Raw genomic sequence first — 14993 nt, 5'->3', positions numbered from 1 at the left:
AATCCAACTTTTTTACTCAGATAGGTTTCAAGAACTCATGAGCATCCCCTCTGATGGTTCCTCTGATGAGGAAGTGCTGAGGCTGTTGAGGCCTTATGTAGCCCAGTGGTTTGTTGAAAAATATGGAGCTTTGACCCCACCACAGAGGTCCTCCATTCCCGCAATTAAAATGGGTAAAAATGTACTGATCTCCAGCCCCACTGGGAGCGGTAAAACGCTTGCGGCTTTTCTAGGTATACTTGACACTCTCCTAGAATTAGCGGAAAGAGGGGAACTAGAGGACAAGATATACGCTGTTTACATTTCTCCCCTCAGGGCACTCAACAATGACATGTATAAGAATCTGATTCAGCCCCTTAATGAGATTAAGGGGAGGATAAACCTCCAGAAAGAGATAAGAGTAGGTGTTAGAACTAGTGACACGTCACAATACGACAAACAGAAAATGCTCAGACATCCTCCTCATATTCTGATTACTACTCCGGAGTCCTTTGCGATCTCTTTGGTATCGCCGAAGTTCGGCAAATTACTGAAAGGAGTGAAATGGATTATTATAGACGAAATTCACGAGCTGGCAAGTAGTAAGAGAGGTTCCTTCCTTTCCTCCTTCCTTGAGTTGTTTGAAGGCTTGATAGCCGATAGTCCTCCTGTCAGGATAGGTTTGAGTGCAACGATCTCACCTTTAGAGGAAGTAGCCAAGTTTCTTGTTGGAGTAGGAAGGGAGTGCCAAATAGTAGACGCTAGATTCATGAAGGGACTAGATCTAAAAGTAATCTCCCCGGTAAAGGATCTAGTCGACGCTACAGAGGATGAGGTGAATGAAGGAATATACGACACGATCTTGGAGGAGGTTAAGAAGCACAGGACTACATTAATCTTCACTAACACCAGGAGTGCAGCAGAAAGAGTCTCATATAAGCTTAGAAAATTGATTGAAAAAGAAAAATTATTCGATGCAGATCTAGTGGGAGCTCACCACAGCAGTCTAAGTAGAGATGTCAGATTAGAAATTGAGAACAAGTTGAAAAATGGCGAGCTTAAGGTAGTTGTGTCCTCTACTAGCTTAGAACTGGGTATTGACATAGGCTACATTGACCTCGTGCTCCTTTTGAGTAGTCCAAAGAGCGTGAGTAGGTTGTTACAGAGGATTGGAAGAGCAGGTCATCACATACGTCAAACCAGTAAAGGCAGGGTTATAGTTGTTGACAGGGATGACCTTGTTGAATGCTCTGTCCTGACTAAGTTAGCCAAGGAGAGAAAAATAGATAATATTCATATACCCCTTAAACCTCTGGACGTCCTAGTTCAAGCAATTTTAGCTGCTACTCTAATAAAGGAGATCAACCGAGAGGAATTATTCACAGTTATTAAAAGATCATATACCTTCTCAAGCTTGACCGTTGAGGAATTTGACCAGGTAGTAGACTATCTCCTGGGCAAGTACGGCCTGGACTCCAGGAACATATATCCAAAGATAAGGGATACAGACGGGAAGCTAAGACCTAAGAGAGGGGCCAGGATGATCTTCTATATGAATAGTGGGACGATACCCGATGAGTCCATGATTCCAGTCTTTACTGATAACAATAAATATGTAGGAAATTTGGAAGAAGAGTTTGTGGAGATACTAGGACCAGGTGACGTGTTCATTCTCGGTGGGAAAACATTTGAATTTTTATATTCAAAGGGAAATAAAATAGTGGTTAGGCCTGCTGAGGGACAAAGACCTACGGTGCCCAGCTGGTTCTCAGAGATGCTCCCGTTGGCTATAGAGTCCGCCAAAGAGATCTCCAAGTTCAGAGGCAAGGTCGCTAACATGATTAGATTGGGAAAAAATGAGAGGGAAGTTGTGGAGTGGATAGCTCGAGAGCTAGGTGTAGCACAACATGCTGCTAGATCGATTTACAAATATATCCTAGAAGAGTTTCTGTTCACAGGGGGAGTGATCCCCAACGAGAGACTTATCCTCGTGGAGATATACGACGATGAGGAAGACAGAAGGAATTTCATATTTCATGCCCTTTTCGGGCGAAGGGCCCTCGATGCGTTATCAAGAGTTGTAGCGTGGAAAGTTGGAAACGATCTTAAGGTTGATGTAAAGACTTCAATAACCGATAACGGATTTGTCCTAACTATTCCTGGATTGGTGGATTACAACATCGTAGAGGCATTTCTAAGTATAGATCCTAGCGAGATGTATCCCATATTAGAGGACGTAACTCTAAGGACTGAGATGATAAAGAGGCGATTTAGACATACAGCTGAAAGATCACTCATGTTGTTAAGGAGATATAAGGGAAGGGAGACCAGTATAGATAGGAGACAACTCAACTCTGAGACTCTCCTCAATGTCGTGAAAGAGATAGAAGGTTTTCCGATTTTAAGGGAGACTTTTAGAGAAATTTTGGAGGACTATATGGACATAAGGAGTGCCACGGAGATCCTCAAAGACGTGAGAGAGGGAAGGATAGAGGTGAAGGCCATAGGGCCCAATAGGGTGCCAAGTCCATTCGCTCATTCCATTCTAGCTAAGGAGTACAGCGACATTGTGCACGCCAGCGATAAGAGGGAATTCTTAAAACGGATGCATGAGAAGGTCATGGAGTTCCTTAAGGAGAGAGGCGTGGATCTTAACCTCAGTTACACCGAGGTCTGACCACATGTAGGACTTTATACACTCTCTGCTGACTATAATCCATGGTACTCTCCAATTTTTCATACCTTCCAAATCAAGAGGACTTGGAACACATGAGCGGTCATGTGTATGCACTATTCCTGTTATCCCGTCAACATATGAATAAATCTCCTCTGGATCCATAAGAAACTCGCTTTCTTCTCCGGAAATATTTCTTATGGCAACTATTCTATCTTTATAGACAATCCAGCATCTTTCCTTCACGAACTTGGAATCCCTCCTACCACAAAGCTTCTAATCCAGCAATAGATTTCAGTATGTCGGTCCTAGTCACAATACCTACTACCCTGCCCATGGCATCTAAAACCAGAAGTCTGCCTACATTATATGTTATCATCTTTTTAACAGCCTCCAGAATGTCATCTTCGTCCCTGATTGTTATGACATCCTTTTTCATGTACTCTGATACTTTGGCATCAAATCTCCCCTCATAAAACGCCTTCATTATGTCTGCTGTGGTTATTATCCCCTGAACCTTCTCACCTTCGTCTAGCACAGGTGCTCCCCTTATGCCTTCCTTATACAGGACTCTTGAGGCTTCTTGTAAGTTCATTGTCGGTTTAAGGGAGATCAGTTTCTTTCCTATGATATTCTTTACCTTTTCCTTAGGTATGCTCACCATCCTTTTGACGTCAATGACTATCTCTCTTCTTTCCTCATCCAAGTGAATGACCACACCCTCTATCACCAGTCTACTGTATGGGGTGGGTCCAAGTCTTACCGAGTCACCTGACCTGATTTTCTTTATATCCCCAGACACTTTTAGAATAACCTTATTTCCCGAGGGGTTGGTAATATCGAGTAGCTCAATGTTTTCAACCTTAACGTCGGTCTCTATATTACCTCTGTACAGGCTCAACTTATCTAAGATGGGGAGCAAAGTAGGATTCTTTATGAACTCATAGGCCTTAAGGGTGGGTAAATAACCTCCATTTGGTCCAGGCTTAGAATCCACCAAACCTAGTACCTTAAGGCTCAGTATTATGTTCCTTACGGTACCTTCGTCCTTACTTATCATGTCAGCAACTTCCTTGCTCTTTATCATCTTCTTCTGCCTATTGTACAATTCCACCAGCGCAAGCAAGATCTCTCTTTGAGTAGATGACAGATTCTGCATACTAAATTATCATTTCCTCAATGTTTAAAAAGATCTATGGTGACGTAGAAACCTCTAAGACTTTCCTTATGAGTTTCTGGTTGACGTTGAAAACTTCTTTTGATATAAGTGCAACATAGCTTGATTTAGGCAATGGATAATCTATTCCTATATTTATGGCTATTGCTTTCTTCATGGCTATGTAATTCATCTTATCCCTTATCAAGCCTTCAGCTATACTCTCAGCAAGCCTAAAGGCGGTGTAGAATCTTGAGAAACTTTTTGCTGTGTGCTTTATGGCGTCATTTGTGGAACTGTGGAGTATCCTCAATGACTGAATTAGCTTAGCCTCATCAGAGAACGAGAAGATGACCTCAGTAAAAATGAGTCTTAGGGCCCTGGCCAACACATCCTTATCACTACCCGCCTCCAGGTAAGCCTCTTCTGCTCCTTTCTCGAATATTATCTTGGCCACTTGATTATATTTCTCCTCATTGGGTAAAAGCTTCTCAAAGACCTGCCTATAATCCTCATAGAGGCCCAGTCCTTCTTTCCCCACCACATAGAGGGTAATGAGTTCCTTCTCATATAAATTAGTGGACTTAAAACCTCTAAACGGTCTAATCTCGTTTTTTTCATAATACTCCTGGACTAGCGAGAGAAGCGAGTCTCTGGTTAGACTCTCCCATTCGTTAAGTATATGTCCCCATAGGTCAGTAAGTATTTTCATTCTCTCTCTGTAGAGCTCCTTAACCATGCCTTGCCACGCAGTTTTAATATGTGTTCTTCCTTAAAAAGGATAATAGACAAGTTCTCTGTCATGAGCGTTGAAGATAATCTCAAACCTAGTATAGCTATCATATCTCCCTCAGACGTAGAAGTAGAGGTTAAGAAAATAGAAGAGGAACTACACGCACATCAGCAACTAGAAGGAGAGAAAATAAAGAGCATTTTAGATGACGTGAAGAAGTTATGGGACTTCATAAGTTGGTTGAGAATAGCTGAGGCTCAGGGAGTTTGGAAGGCAAAGACTTGCAGACACTCCATTAACGACAGGTGTCAAGCGTGGAACATAAGTGATCCAGATAGAGTTGGCCTTCCTCCTGATGTTGTACAAGTTAACCAGGACGGCACTAAGAACGTGTGGGTAGGAAAGTACCCCCACTTTTGTATAGCCTGCCCATTATACGAAGCCAAGAGAAGTTAAAATCCTCCTTTTCTCTTTCTCCTCTAATATCTTTTTCAATTCGTCCAGTTTGCTGGATTCCACATCCGGATACGTCTCCAGCAGCTCTATGACTCCATCCACTAGATCGTCTATGAACAGACGAACGATCTCCCTTCTCTCCTCATCAGAAGCCACCTCAAGAACCCTAGATATTGTGATATCGCTTGGGTGCGTATAGCCCTTGAAGAACTTTACTATTGACGCTGGGGAGAGCCCCAACTGCTCCGCAAGTTCTTTCTTGGATCTCTTCTCCAATAATACTTCAATTGCCCTCTGCCTAGTCTCCTTACTGAGATTATGGACAGCCCTCACATGTCTAGTAAGACTTTAAATCTATTAACTGAATCAGATCTTTGCCCGTAAATGAAGTCAATAGTTTTCAACCAGGGTATTATTCAGAAGGATGTCCCAGAGAGACCCGTGGAACAAGACCATGTGGAGGTAGAGGCAGAGAAGGTGTTACTAAATGGGATAGAGAACGCGATTTATCTAGGCTTCCTTTGGGTTCAGCCTAACCTAATCCTTGGAGGGACAGGGACAGCCAAGGTCACTGCGACCGCCCTAAATGTTGATCCGTCTCTTTCTGGAAAGAGAGTCCTAGTTCTTCCTTTCTCTCCGTCAAGGGGAGGCATCGGATCAGAGATAGATGGAATCCTAGCTGAGAGATCAATTGTCCCCCAGGACTCCATCGTGCAAATAAGCGAAGGACTGGGTGACAATGTACTCTTGTATCCCTTTATATCTGTGGCCCTCGATATTAAGGACTTAATATCAGACGGCTCTACTCTGATAATAGGTTCCGGGCTAACTGCACTAATTACTACCGCATTGCTAGAAGAAGTGGAGGTCTACGTGGGTGAAGGTGATTTGAAGCCTGCTGGGGCTCGAACCATCAGGAGCCTAGACGGAAAATGGGACAACGTTGTTATAACCACACTGAGAGGGTGGGCCAGATACGTGGCAGAGAAGATTGTAAATGAGAAAGGGAAAATAGTCATTCCAAGATTTCTGAAGAGCTGGCCTCCATCCTTTCCTAGAAATACATTATTCGTTGAACCCAGGAAAAGACAAGATGTACTTCAGTATTTAAATTCACAAAAAGTTATAGAAATCATGAGGACCTACGTTGGATTTTCAGAGGATGTTCTAGCGTCAATACCAACACCCAGACCTGGAGTTATAGTAGATATCAAGAAATACTTTACTACAAAGAAATAATACATTTAAAATGTCAAAATACAGGACTGATTGATCATTGCAACTTCTCTTTTATCAGGGATCCCAGGATCTGGATTCCTCTCTCTATTTCCTCCTTTCTTGGGAAACTGTAGTTTATCCTCATGGTATTCCTTCCGCCGTAGTCATAGTAGAAACTGCTCCCAGGGACGTAGGCGACCCCTCTCCTCATAGAGTCCTCAAGCATTTTTGTCGTGTCGATTTTATCGGGCAACCACGAGAACACAAACATTCCACCCACAGGCTTACTCCATTTCACCTGAGAAGGGAAATGAGTTTCAATTGAGGCCAACATATAATCCCTTTTTTGTCTATATAGAGATCTTATCTTAGGTAAATTATTTTGGATTATCCCTCTCTTTAACGCCTCAGCGGCAATATATTGATTTAAACTTGGGGTGTGGAGATCAACGTTTTGTTTGAATAACTCTACCTCCTTTATTATCTCGTCGTCCGCTACGATCCAGCCCAATCTTAATCCAGGAGAGAGAATCTTACTGAACGTACCCAAGTAAATCACTCTCCCTTCCTTATCTAGTGCCTTCAGAGGCGGTGGGCTTTCTCCCTCGAATACCAAAAAACCGTACGCATCGTCCTCCACCACCAGTAGGTCGTACTGAGTCGCCAATTCCAGAACGCGTTTCCTATCATCTAAATTCATTGTTGTACCTGCAGGGTTCTGTGCCGTGGGGATAACGTATAGAAGCTTAGGTTTACCCTGCTCTTTGCTCACTTTCTTTAGCTCCTCTTCCAATTGAAGAACGTTCGGACCTTTCTCACTAACCTCCATGCCGTGAAAGATCGGCTTCCTTGTTCTCAACACGTTGAGAGCGGTCAAATAAGTAGGTCTTTCCACAAAAACGTGATCTCCAGGATCAACTAGTATATTAAATAACATAAAGAGGGCTTCCTGACTACCTACCGTCACAAATACATTGTCGTCCCTGATTCCGGTTATTCCCCGTAGAGCGGAAAAATTAACCAACTCTTTTCTTAGTTCGGCCACACCAGCGGTTGCGGAGTACTGTAAGGCCGAAGAGGCCTTTGATCTTAAAACATCTTCTGTTATTCTCGATATATCTTCTGCAGGAAATGTGGAAGGGTCAGGAAGACCTCCAGCGAAGCTTATAACGCTTTTGCCTTCAGTGAGCTTCAGCAAGTCCCTTATCTCTGAGGACTTTAGTGACTTGGTGTCCGTAGAGAAGAAGGAGGACCATTTACCCATAATTCCTTATTACCCTCTCACTCCATTTTATTACTTTGTGTACGAGTGGAGTGCGGAAGTGATCGCTGTAGGCAACGAGATATTAACTGGCAGGACTGTTAACACCAACTCCGCATTCATAGCCGCTAGGCTTACATCTCTAGGATTCCAAGTAAGGAGAGTGACTGTTGTAGGCGACGAAGTGGAGGAGATAAGGGAATGTTTCCTGGAAGCTCTGGGCAGGAATCCTAAGTTGATCATCTCCTCTGGCGGCCTAGGGCCAACATATGACGATAGAACAGTTGAGGGCCTAGCTGCTGCCCTTGGGAGAAAATTGGTATATAATCAGGAAGCACTCAACGAAGTGACTAGAAAATACAAGGAAAAAGGGCTCGAGCTCACAGAGGAGAGGTTGAAGATGGCCCTTTTTCCTGAAGGCGCTACTCCGATTCCTAATGAAGCAGGAATAGCACCTGGGGTATATGTGGAGGTGAATAACACGGAAATTCTACTGGCACCAGGCGTTCCTAAAGAAATGGAGGAGGTTACTGAAACGTTTTTGAGATCTTACTTAAAACGACGTCCTAACGTTTTCTATTACGAGGAAAGTTTAACCGTGAGGGGGGTGATGGAGTCAGCCCTCGCTCCTCATATCAAGAGAGTGGTCAGAGAGTATGGTCTATACATCAAGACTCACCCAAAGGGTCATGAGATCAATGACCCCTATTTGGAGGTTCAGATAGCCGGAAGTTCCTATGATAAGGATGAGATTACTAGGAAGGTGAAGAACGTGAGAGAAATAATCTCTAGGATTGCTATGTCTTTAGGAGGAAAACTCACCTAGAAACATGGTCAATGAACGGCTTCATGGTTTCTAATAACTGTTCTGGAGCCTCTATATTTAAGAAATGTCCAGCCCCCGGTATCTCATGGTAGTCCGCTTTCCTGAGACCTGCTAGGAAGATGTCCTTATTTTGCTTCAACCTGTCCTCACTTCCGTATATTACGAGTGTATTGGTGTCGATCTCGCTGAGTAGCTCACTGTGGTCCTTCGCCTTGAGGAGACCCATCACAGTATTAATATAACCTCTAGGGTTGCTCATTCTGTAGACTTCAAGTAGATCATTCCATGCCCTAGGGTTTTCGGTGAGAAGTTTGGAGAACTCTCCCATATTACGACGATAGTATGCTAACGCTTCCATTCCGAAGTTCGCCACGATGGAAACGTATTTCATATAATTCATAGGATCTGGGGCTTTGTAGATAGCCCCTAACAGCACCAGTCCTCTGACAGGATACCTTAGAGCATAGCCCATAGCTATAAGGGAACCTATAGAGTGACCTATCAATATTGGGTCGGATACCTGAAGATAATCGAGAAGGTTCTTGAGATCATCCACATGATCTTCAATGAGATAATCGTGAGGAGGAATGGAAGATAGACCGTGTCCCCTGAGATCATACGTCACTGTCATGTACTCATCTGTAATTACAGGGTATACATACTTCCAACTCCTGGTGGATCCTGCCAAATGATGTATCAAAACTACCGCCCGACCTAATCCCGTTCTCTGGAAGTACAAATTCACGTCTTCCAATACAACGTGAGGCATTAAATCACCTCCAGTAACGCATCCACGTCTAACTCAGCTAAGGCCACAGGGTAGAGTAGTTGAAATTTATTTAACATAACTGGACTTATCTCTCCTATTACGCCAACGCTTCTCCCCTTCAACAGAATTTCAGCGGTTCTACCTCTCATGAACACGTCGTTGACTGTTCTCTTATACTCTGGTTTTTCTCCACTTAAGGCTAGGAGGATCTCGTGAACTGGCGCCTGAATAGACTCGTAGCTTACCTTACTGTCCATTACTCCGATAGATACTCGGAAGAAATTCCTGTAACCAGTATCAGTAGTTGAATCCCTTAATACTACCTCTCCTATCTCAAACACTCTGACTGGAAATCTAGCGTGTTGATTATTGGACATAAAGGTGAGCATGTTCCAGATTAATGAGTTCCTTACAGAATCATACTCTTGAGATATAGGATTTTCAATTTGGACAATCTCTCCAACTTGTCTAGTTGATTTGGTGAGAATTAAAGTATAAATCTCTTGAAATCCCGCACCGATAATCAACGTCCTCAACTTCCTGTAGAGACTACTCTTCGGCGCTAAGGAACCTACCCTGTAAACTTTCACTTCGTTCAGAGCGAAGTTCTCGTACCCGTAGGCCATCGCAATGTCTTCAGCGACATCAGTTACGTTCATTATATCCACTCTGTATGGAGGAATTACTACCTCCAACACACCATCCCCTATAACGACGTCTTCCCTCATCATCTCTAGGAACCTCTTGGCGTCCTCTTGGCTTAATTTAATTCCTAGAATACTCTCTATCTCCTTTAGACTAACCCTAAGCCTATTATGAGTCAGCAAAGGTGATTTCCTTATCGTACCTTCGCTCTCCTTGATCATCACTGCCCCTATCTCTGCACCCAATTCTGCGAAGTTAGTAGCTAGAATATCAAGAGTCTGTGACACGGCGTCTAAGCTGGTTCCAGTTACATCTACAAATAAAGAATTCGTGTTGGGTTCGAGCCTAGTTTCTTCAGAATTTATTACTGGAGGCAAACTAAGAATATTATAATCGGAATCCATTATTGCTGGCATCCTACCCTCCCTTAGCGATATTTCCCCGTACTTTCTCCCCTGCTCCGTCTCTCTTAACACCTCGCTTAACGTCATAGGTACTGTAGATCCTAGTGGGACGATCTTATCGTTAGTACTGACGAGAGAATACCTTATGGTCTTACTCTTTATCTTCCTCAGGTCATGGATACCAATTGCTACTTTCTTTCTTTTCCTACCTATAGTCTCATGAAGTTTCTCTTGGAACTGAATCATCTCCTTCAGATAAGCCTCAGGGGAGAGCTTTACGTTATGAATGACACAGGCCAAGGCGTAAGGCCTTTGTGGTACCTTGTCTATTACTAACATATAATCGGTCTCCTTCACAGTATACTTGGGCTCTCCCAACTCCTTTCCGCTTATACCCTTGAGGGCCCTCACTACACCGCCAAGCCCCAACATGTCTACACGATCTGCATTTATTTCCACCGAGTATTCATCGTCACTCACGGGTGAGACCTCAGACTTCAATTTAAAAAGGAACTCCTTCAATTGCCCCTCACTGAGGCTCACTTTCTCTAATAGGATCCATTTGTTCAGATTAATGGTAGGCATTCACACCACCCTCCTGTGTCTTAAGTACTCAATATCGCTGGAGTAGAGATCCCTAATGTCCTTTACACCTAGGAAAAGCATGGCCAACCTATCTATACCTATCCCCCACGCACCTGCAGGTTCACTTACACCAGCCGGAGATGTAACTTCCCTCCTGAGGAGCCCTGCACCTGCCATCTCTACCCATCCTAATGGGTCTACGTAACCGTAGACTTCTACACTGGGCTCCGTAAAGGGAAAGTACCCAGGTTTAAATTTAACCTCCTTGACCCCCAACCCTCTGAATATTTCTCTTAATATAGAGAGGAGGCTTCTGAAGTTAAACCCTTCTTCAATTACAAGACCATCCATTTGATGGAACTCTATTAGATGGGTTGCGTCGATGGCGTCAGGCCTGAAAACCTTTCCTATAGTAAAAACTCTTAGAGGGGATCCAGGAGATCTCGAGAGCACTCTCGACGTAGTAGCGGTGGTCTGACTCCTCATGACGAGGTTTGAGGCCACCTCAGGGCTCCACCTATATTTCCACCACGTCTCATGTGTTTTCTTTACTTCCTCTACAAGTCTCCCAGGTGGGAGACGACCTTTGCCTTTCACCACGAAGGAGTCATGTATCTCCCTAGCTGGGTGATCCTGAGGTTGAAACAATACATCAAAATTAAAGAACTCGAGTTCCACATAATCACTGGAGACCTCACTGAAACCCAGACTTACCATCAGGTCCTTCACCCTTTCTATGAAGTCCCTAAAATAGTGAGTCCTCCCTATGGGGAGGAAGGGAGGGTCAGCTTCGACATTATACTCTTTGAACTCCCTCTTCTCCCAATCTCCACTCACCAACATTTCATGGGTTAGATAGATTTCCACTGGTTTGGCTTCCACGTCTTTGATTAACTCGACCTCGAGGATCTTATCCTCTCGTCGTTCAACTAGTTTCCTTTTTAGGAGGAGTTCTACAGATGCGTGATCGATGCCCTGACCCTTGCTCAAGGCCCTTAGGGAGTCTCTTTCAGGAGCCTGAATTTCTTTTACTATAGGCTTGATCAGATCTCCATCTATCTCTATCCACCCTCTTTTCCTTGCCCATCCTAAAGCTATCTCAAAATCTTCCTTCATCTTCTCTTTGACCTCTTCTATCTTCCTGGGCTGACCTCCTAATACCATCATCAACTTCTCCTCAGGCAGCCCCTCAACTAGCCTCTTCCTCCCCTCCTCCGTCAGAAATAGCAGTTTCTTCCTCTCCTCCTTAAGTATTTTAACTAGGCCTTTACTCTCAAGTAGCTTCAGGTTACTGAACACAGTACTCGGAGGCAGACCAGTAGCGGACGAGATTTCCTGAGAGTTACTGACGCCTTTAGTCTTGAGGAACGAGATTATCTTCTGTTCATTTTCGCTTAGCATCATACTACAACTCTATGCTCTGTCCCGGCTGGAGGATTATAGGTGTATAACCTTTCTCTTTCACTCCCTTGGCGAAATCCTGTGGATCCACCTTGATCATGTCCCACGTATTGAAGTGTATTGGGATGGCTCCCTTCCTAGGCCTCAACATCTCCACAGCCATGACTGCCTGTTTAGGATCCATGGTAAACCTTCCTCCTATTGGGAGGAGGACGTAGTCTGGTCTAAATATTTCTCCGATTAACCTCATGTCCTCGAACAATCCTGTGTCCCCTGCATGATAAACCGTTATATCGTCTCCGTTCACGACGATCCCTGTGGGGTCACTGTGCTTGCTGGAATGCACCGCTTTCGTGAGTGCCAACCTCAATCCCGAGTACTCCACGTAACCTCCAACGTTGGCTGGAATAACCCTGTTCCAATCCAACTTGTGCTCCGACACTAGGTATTCCTCCAAATCGTATGTAGCAAATAGGACAGACTTGTCGTTATGCTTCATTATCTCCACTGCGTCCCCGAGATGATCGTAATGATCGTGTGTAACTCCTATCACGTCCACTCCAGAGAAGTAACTTAGCTTGACTGGAGACAGCGGATTTTCCTTAATCAAGGGATCTATCACCACTCTCCTGCCCGAAAGACCTAATTCCACTGCTGCGTGACCAAACCACCTTAGGTGAGCCATGAGTCATCAGATCCCTTTATGGACTAAAAATAAAAATTTCATTCATGTAGACATGAGTGATGAGTGAGGACGAGCTAAAGTTAGTTAAGGCTGCAGGAGTCATATCTGCTAAGGCTAGAGACGCTGGGGCTAAACTCATAAAACCTGGTGCAAGGGTGATTGATGTCTGTGAAACTGTAGAGAAGATCATTATCGAGAGTGGAGCTCGGCCTGCCTTCCCCTGTAACCTGTCCATCAACAACGAGGCTGCCCATTATAGTCCGGTCATTGGTGACGAAAAAATAATTCCAGATGGCGCTATAGTTAAGTTAGACGTTGGAGCTCACATAGAAGGCTACATCACTGATACTGCGATAACAGTCTTTCTAGACGAGAAACTAGAGAGATTGGCTACCGCCTCTAGGGACGCCCTAACCGCTGCCATATCTAACTTTAGGCCTGGAGTTTCACTAGCTGACATAGGAAAAATAATAGAGAGGGTAATAAAAATGAATGGTTTTAAACCAATTAGAAACTTGGGAGGACATCTGATCAGGAGGTTCGAACTTCATGCCGGAGTCTTTGTACCCAACATATACGAGAGAACCAGTGGGAGGATAGCCTCTGGGAGCACTTACGCCATAGAACCCTTCGCCACGGATGGAGGTGGTGAGGTAATAGAAGGTAAGGAGACGACTATCTATGCGTTGAGGAATCCAAACTCGAGAGGTCTAACCGAATTCGAGAAGAGGATAGTCGACGAAATACAGAGAAGATTTAAAACTCTACCCTTTAGTGAAAGGTGGCTCTCTGACCTAGGTACTAAAGAGGAGATAAGACAGGCCCTGAAGTCTCTATCTAGGAAAGGCGTTCTTCACGGGTATCCTATCCTAGTTGAAGTTAAGGGCGGACTTGTAAGCCAAGCAGAGCACACTGTCTACGTGGACTCTCAGGGAGCAACAATTCTAACTTAGGGATTTTAGGTAGTTTGATAAAAGTTTAATTTCTCTTAAGCCTTGACTATACCAATGGATTAAGATGAGCTTAATAATAGTTCTTGCTCAGGCGAGCAGTCAAGGTTCTCAAAATGGGGCAGCTCTAGCATTCTCGTACATCTTCTATATCTTTTTCATTGCCCTACTTGCTCTTTCGTTCTTCCCAGGAGTTCAACAGAAGACCCAAATAATGTTCCTTAGTAGAGATGTTGAACAGAAGTTACAAATGATCGAAAACTATCTGAAGGATTCTAAAAGCATCACTGAGAAACTTCTGAAGGAGAAGGGTTTTCCAGATCCCAAGGCATTCTTAGATAGAGTTATAGACAGATTCGTAATAGATCCGGTCTCCATTGAACCTACGGACATCATAAACAGGATGAAGCTACTCATGAGATCAAATGAGGATACAGTAAGGGAAATGATCATGTCTGCTAATCCCAACCTAGATCCCATGACGAGAAGTCAAATAGAGATATCAGCAGAAGTTGTAAACGCGCTGAACTTAATCTTCAAAGTAATAAGACATTATCTGATAATGGCCAAGAAATTGAACAGCATAATGATAATGTATCAGTTACAGATGGTGGCCCCTATATACGTAAAATACGCAGAGGCCTACTCGAAGGCCCAGAAGGTATTCCTTCAAGGCATACCCATAGGTGATGGATTGGGTCCCTTGGTAGCCTCCAAGTTCCTGATGAAGTCTAGTCAAAAGTTCACTGTAAGCAAAGATACTATTGCGGGAACCCTGGAATTCGAGGGAAGAAAGTTGGTGGTAGTGAAGGCCGAAGGTCCTATGGCTACGGTGGGAACACCTGGAGAGGGTGTACAAAATGTAATAGAAAGGGAAGGTGGGAAGGTGTCAAGGATAATAACAGTAGATGCGGCACTAAAACTTGAAGGCGAGGAAACAGGAACGATAGCTGAAGGAATGGGTGTGGCAATGGGAGATCCAGGGCCTGAAAAGATAGCTATAGAGAGGGTTGCCGTAAAGTACGGGATACCTATAGACGCTGTAATAGTCAAGATGAGCATGGAAGAGGCAATAACTGAGATGAGAAAGGAGGTATACCAAGCCGCTGACAAAGTGATAGACTACGTTAAGAGGATAATTCTAGAGAGGACAAAGCCTGGAAGTACAGTAGTACTAGTGGGAGTCGGAAATACAGCGGGAATAGCCCAGTGATGTGACATGGCCATAAGTGCGGATTCTAAGCAGGTCTT

14 protein-coding genes are annotated in these 14993 nt (G+C 44.0%); 6 read left to right on the top strand and 8 right to left on the bottom strand.

Features of this window, described 5'->3' with window-relative positions; translation table 11 throughout:
* The first annotated feature begins 37 nt into the window (after positions 1-37).
* On the top strand, positions 38-2656 hold the full coding sequence (locus METMK1DRAFT_RS13550; protein ID WP_009075157.1) for an ATP-dependent helicase: 2619 nt from the start codon (positions 38-40) through the stop codon (positions 2654-2656).
* 259 nt (positions 2657-2915) lie between these two features.
* On the opposite strand, the gene METMK1DRAFT_RS13545 is transcribed toward METMK1DRAFT_RS13550, so the two are convergent.
* Together METMK1DRAFT_RS13545 and METMK1DRAFT_RS13540 are read right to left on the bottom strand one after the other, a co-directional pair.
* Entirely contained in the window at positions 2916-3812 is an 897-nt protein-coding gene (locus METMK1DRAFT_RS13545) for a CBS domain-containing protein (protein ID WP_009075152.1), read from the bottom strand.
* Between the two features lie 34 nt (positions 3813-3846).
* Positions 3847-4548, bottom strand: a complete 702-nt coding sequence (locus METMK1DRAFT_RS13540) for a DUF2192 domain-containing protein (protein WP_009075150.1) — start codon at positions 4546-4548, stop codon at positions 3847-3849.
* A 21-nt stretch (positions 4549-4569) separates the two neighbouring features.
* On the opposite strand from METMK1DRAFT_RS13540, the gene METMK1DRAFT_RS13535 reads away from it, so the two are divergent.
* Complete coding sequence (locus METMK1DRAFT_RS13535) at positions 4570-4998, top strand: hypothetical protein (RefSeq protein ID WP_009075148.1); 429 nt, start codon at positions 4570-4572, stop codon at positions 4996-4998.
* Here METMK1DRAFT_RS13535 and METMK1DRAFT_RS13530 read toward each other — a convergent pair.
* Positions 4975-5331: a helix-turn-helix domain-containing protein gene (locus tag METMK1DRAFT_RS13530; RefSeq protein ID WP_009075146.1), complete on the bottom strand. Its 357-nt coding sequence runs from the start codon at positions 5329-5331 to the stop codon at positions 4975-4977. The genes METMK1DRAFT_RS13535 and METMK1DRAFT_RS13530 overlap by 24 nt on opposite strands.
* A gap of 51 nt (positions 5332-5382) precedes the next feature.
* Here METMK1DRAFT_RS13530 and METMK1DRAFT_RS13525 point away from each other — a divergent pair, with 51 nt between their 5' ends.
* On the top strand, positions 5383-6237 hold the full coding sequence (locus METMK1DRAFT_RS13525; protein WP_009075144.1) for an MDR/zinc-dependent alcohol dehydrogenase-like family protein: 855 nt from the start codon (positions 5383-5385) through the stop codon (positions 6235-6237).
* A 34-nt stretch (positions 6238-6271) separates the two neighbouring features.
* Here the strand turns inward: METMK1DRAFT_RS13525 and METMK1DRAFT_RS13520 are convergent, their stop codons facing one another.
* Positions 6272-7480 (bottom strand): aminotransferase-like domain-containing protein, encoded by a 1209-nt coding sequence (locus tag METMK1DRAFT_RS13520; RefSeq protein ID WP_009075143.1) that lies wholly within the window; start codon positions 7478-7480, stop codon positions 6272-6274.
* 37 nt (positions 7481-7517) lie between these two features.
* Between METMK1DRAFT_RS13520 and METMK1DRAFT_RS13515 the strand changes: the two genes are divergently transcribed.
* Positions 7518-8303: a nicotinamide mononucleotide deamidase-related protein gene (locus METMK1DRAFT_RS13515; protein ID WP_009075141.1), complete on the top strand. Its 786-nt coding sequence runs from the start codon at positions 7518-7520 to the stop codon at positions 8301-8303.
* Here the strand turns inward: METMK1DRAFT_RS13515 and METMK1DRAFT_RS13510 are convergent.
* The 4 genes from METMK1DRAFT_RS13510 to METMK1DRAFT_RS13495 are packed head-to-tail and all read right to left on the bottom strand — an operon-like array spanning position 8296 to position 12792.
* The gene (locus METMK1DRAFT_RS13510) at positions 8296-9072 is read right to left on the bottom strand and encodes an alpha/beta fold hydrolase (RefSeq protein ID WP_009075139.1); all 777 of its coding nucleotides are present in this window, start codon (positions 9070-9072) and stop codon (positions 8296-8298) included. The two genes, METMK1DRAFT_RS13515 and METMK1DRAFT_RS13510, sit on opposite strands and share 8 nt — an antisense overlap.
* The gene (gene pheT, locus METMK1DRAFT_RS13505) at positions 9072-10706 is read right to left on the bottom strand and encodes a phenylalanine--tRNA ligase subunit beta (protein WP_009075137.1); all 1635 of its coding nucleotides are present in this window, start codon (positions 10704-10706) and stop codon (positions 9072-9074) included. The genes METMK1DRAFT_RS13510 and pheT overlap by 1 nt, the downstream gene beginning before the upstream one ends.
* Positions 10707-12107: a phenylalanine--tRNA ligase subunit alpha gene (gene pheS / locus METMK1DRAFT_RS13500; RefSeq protein ID WP_048088128.1), complete on the bottom strand. Its 1401-nt coding sequence runs from the start codon at positions 12105-12107 to the stop codon at positions 10707-10709.
* Positions 12108-12111: 4 nt separating this feature from the next.
* Positions 12112-12792 (bottom strand): metal-dependent hydrolase, encoded by a 681-nt coding sequence (locus METMK1DRAFT_RS13495; RefSeq protein ID WP_009075132.1) that lies wholly within the window; start codon positions 12790-12792, stop codon positions 12112-12114.
* Between the two features lie 59 nt (positions 12793-12851).
* Between METMK1DRAFT_RS13495 and map the strand changes: the two genes are divergently transcribed.
* Positions 12852-13745: a type II methionyl aminopeptidase gene (gene map / locus METMK1DRAFT_RS13490; RefSeq protein WP_009075131.1), complete on the top strand. Its 894-nt coding sequence runs from the start codon at positions 12852-12854 to the stop codon at positions 13743-13745.
* Positions 13746-13809: 64 nt separating this feature from the next.
* The gene (locus METMK1DRAFT_RS13485; protein WP_009075129.1) at positions 13810-14955 is read left to right on the top strand and encodes a DUF1512 domain-containing protein; all 1146 of its coding nucleotides are present in this window, start codon (positions 13810-13812) and stop codon (positions 14953-14955) included.
* Positions 14956-14993 lie beyond the last annotated feature (38 nt).

It is taken from the genome of Metallosphaera yellowstonensis MK1, from assembly GCF_000243315.1.
Lineage (GTDB): Archaea > Thermoproteota > Thermoprotei_A > Sulfolobales > Sulfolobaceae > Metallosphaera > Metallosphaera yellowstonensis.
Note: the sequence above shows the minus strand (reverse complement) of the source record. Positions and strands in the feature narration are given on the sequence as shown.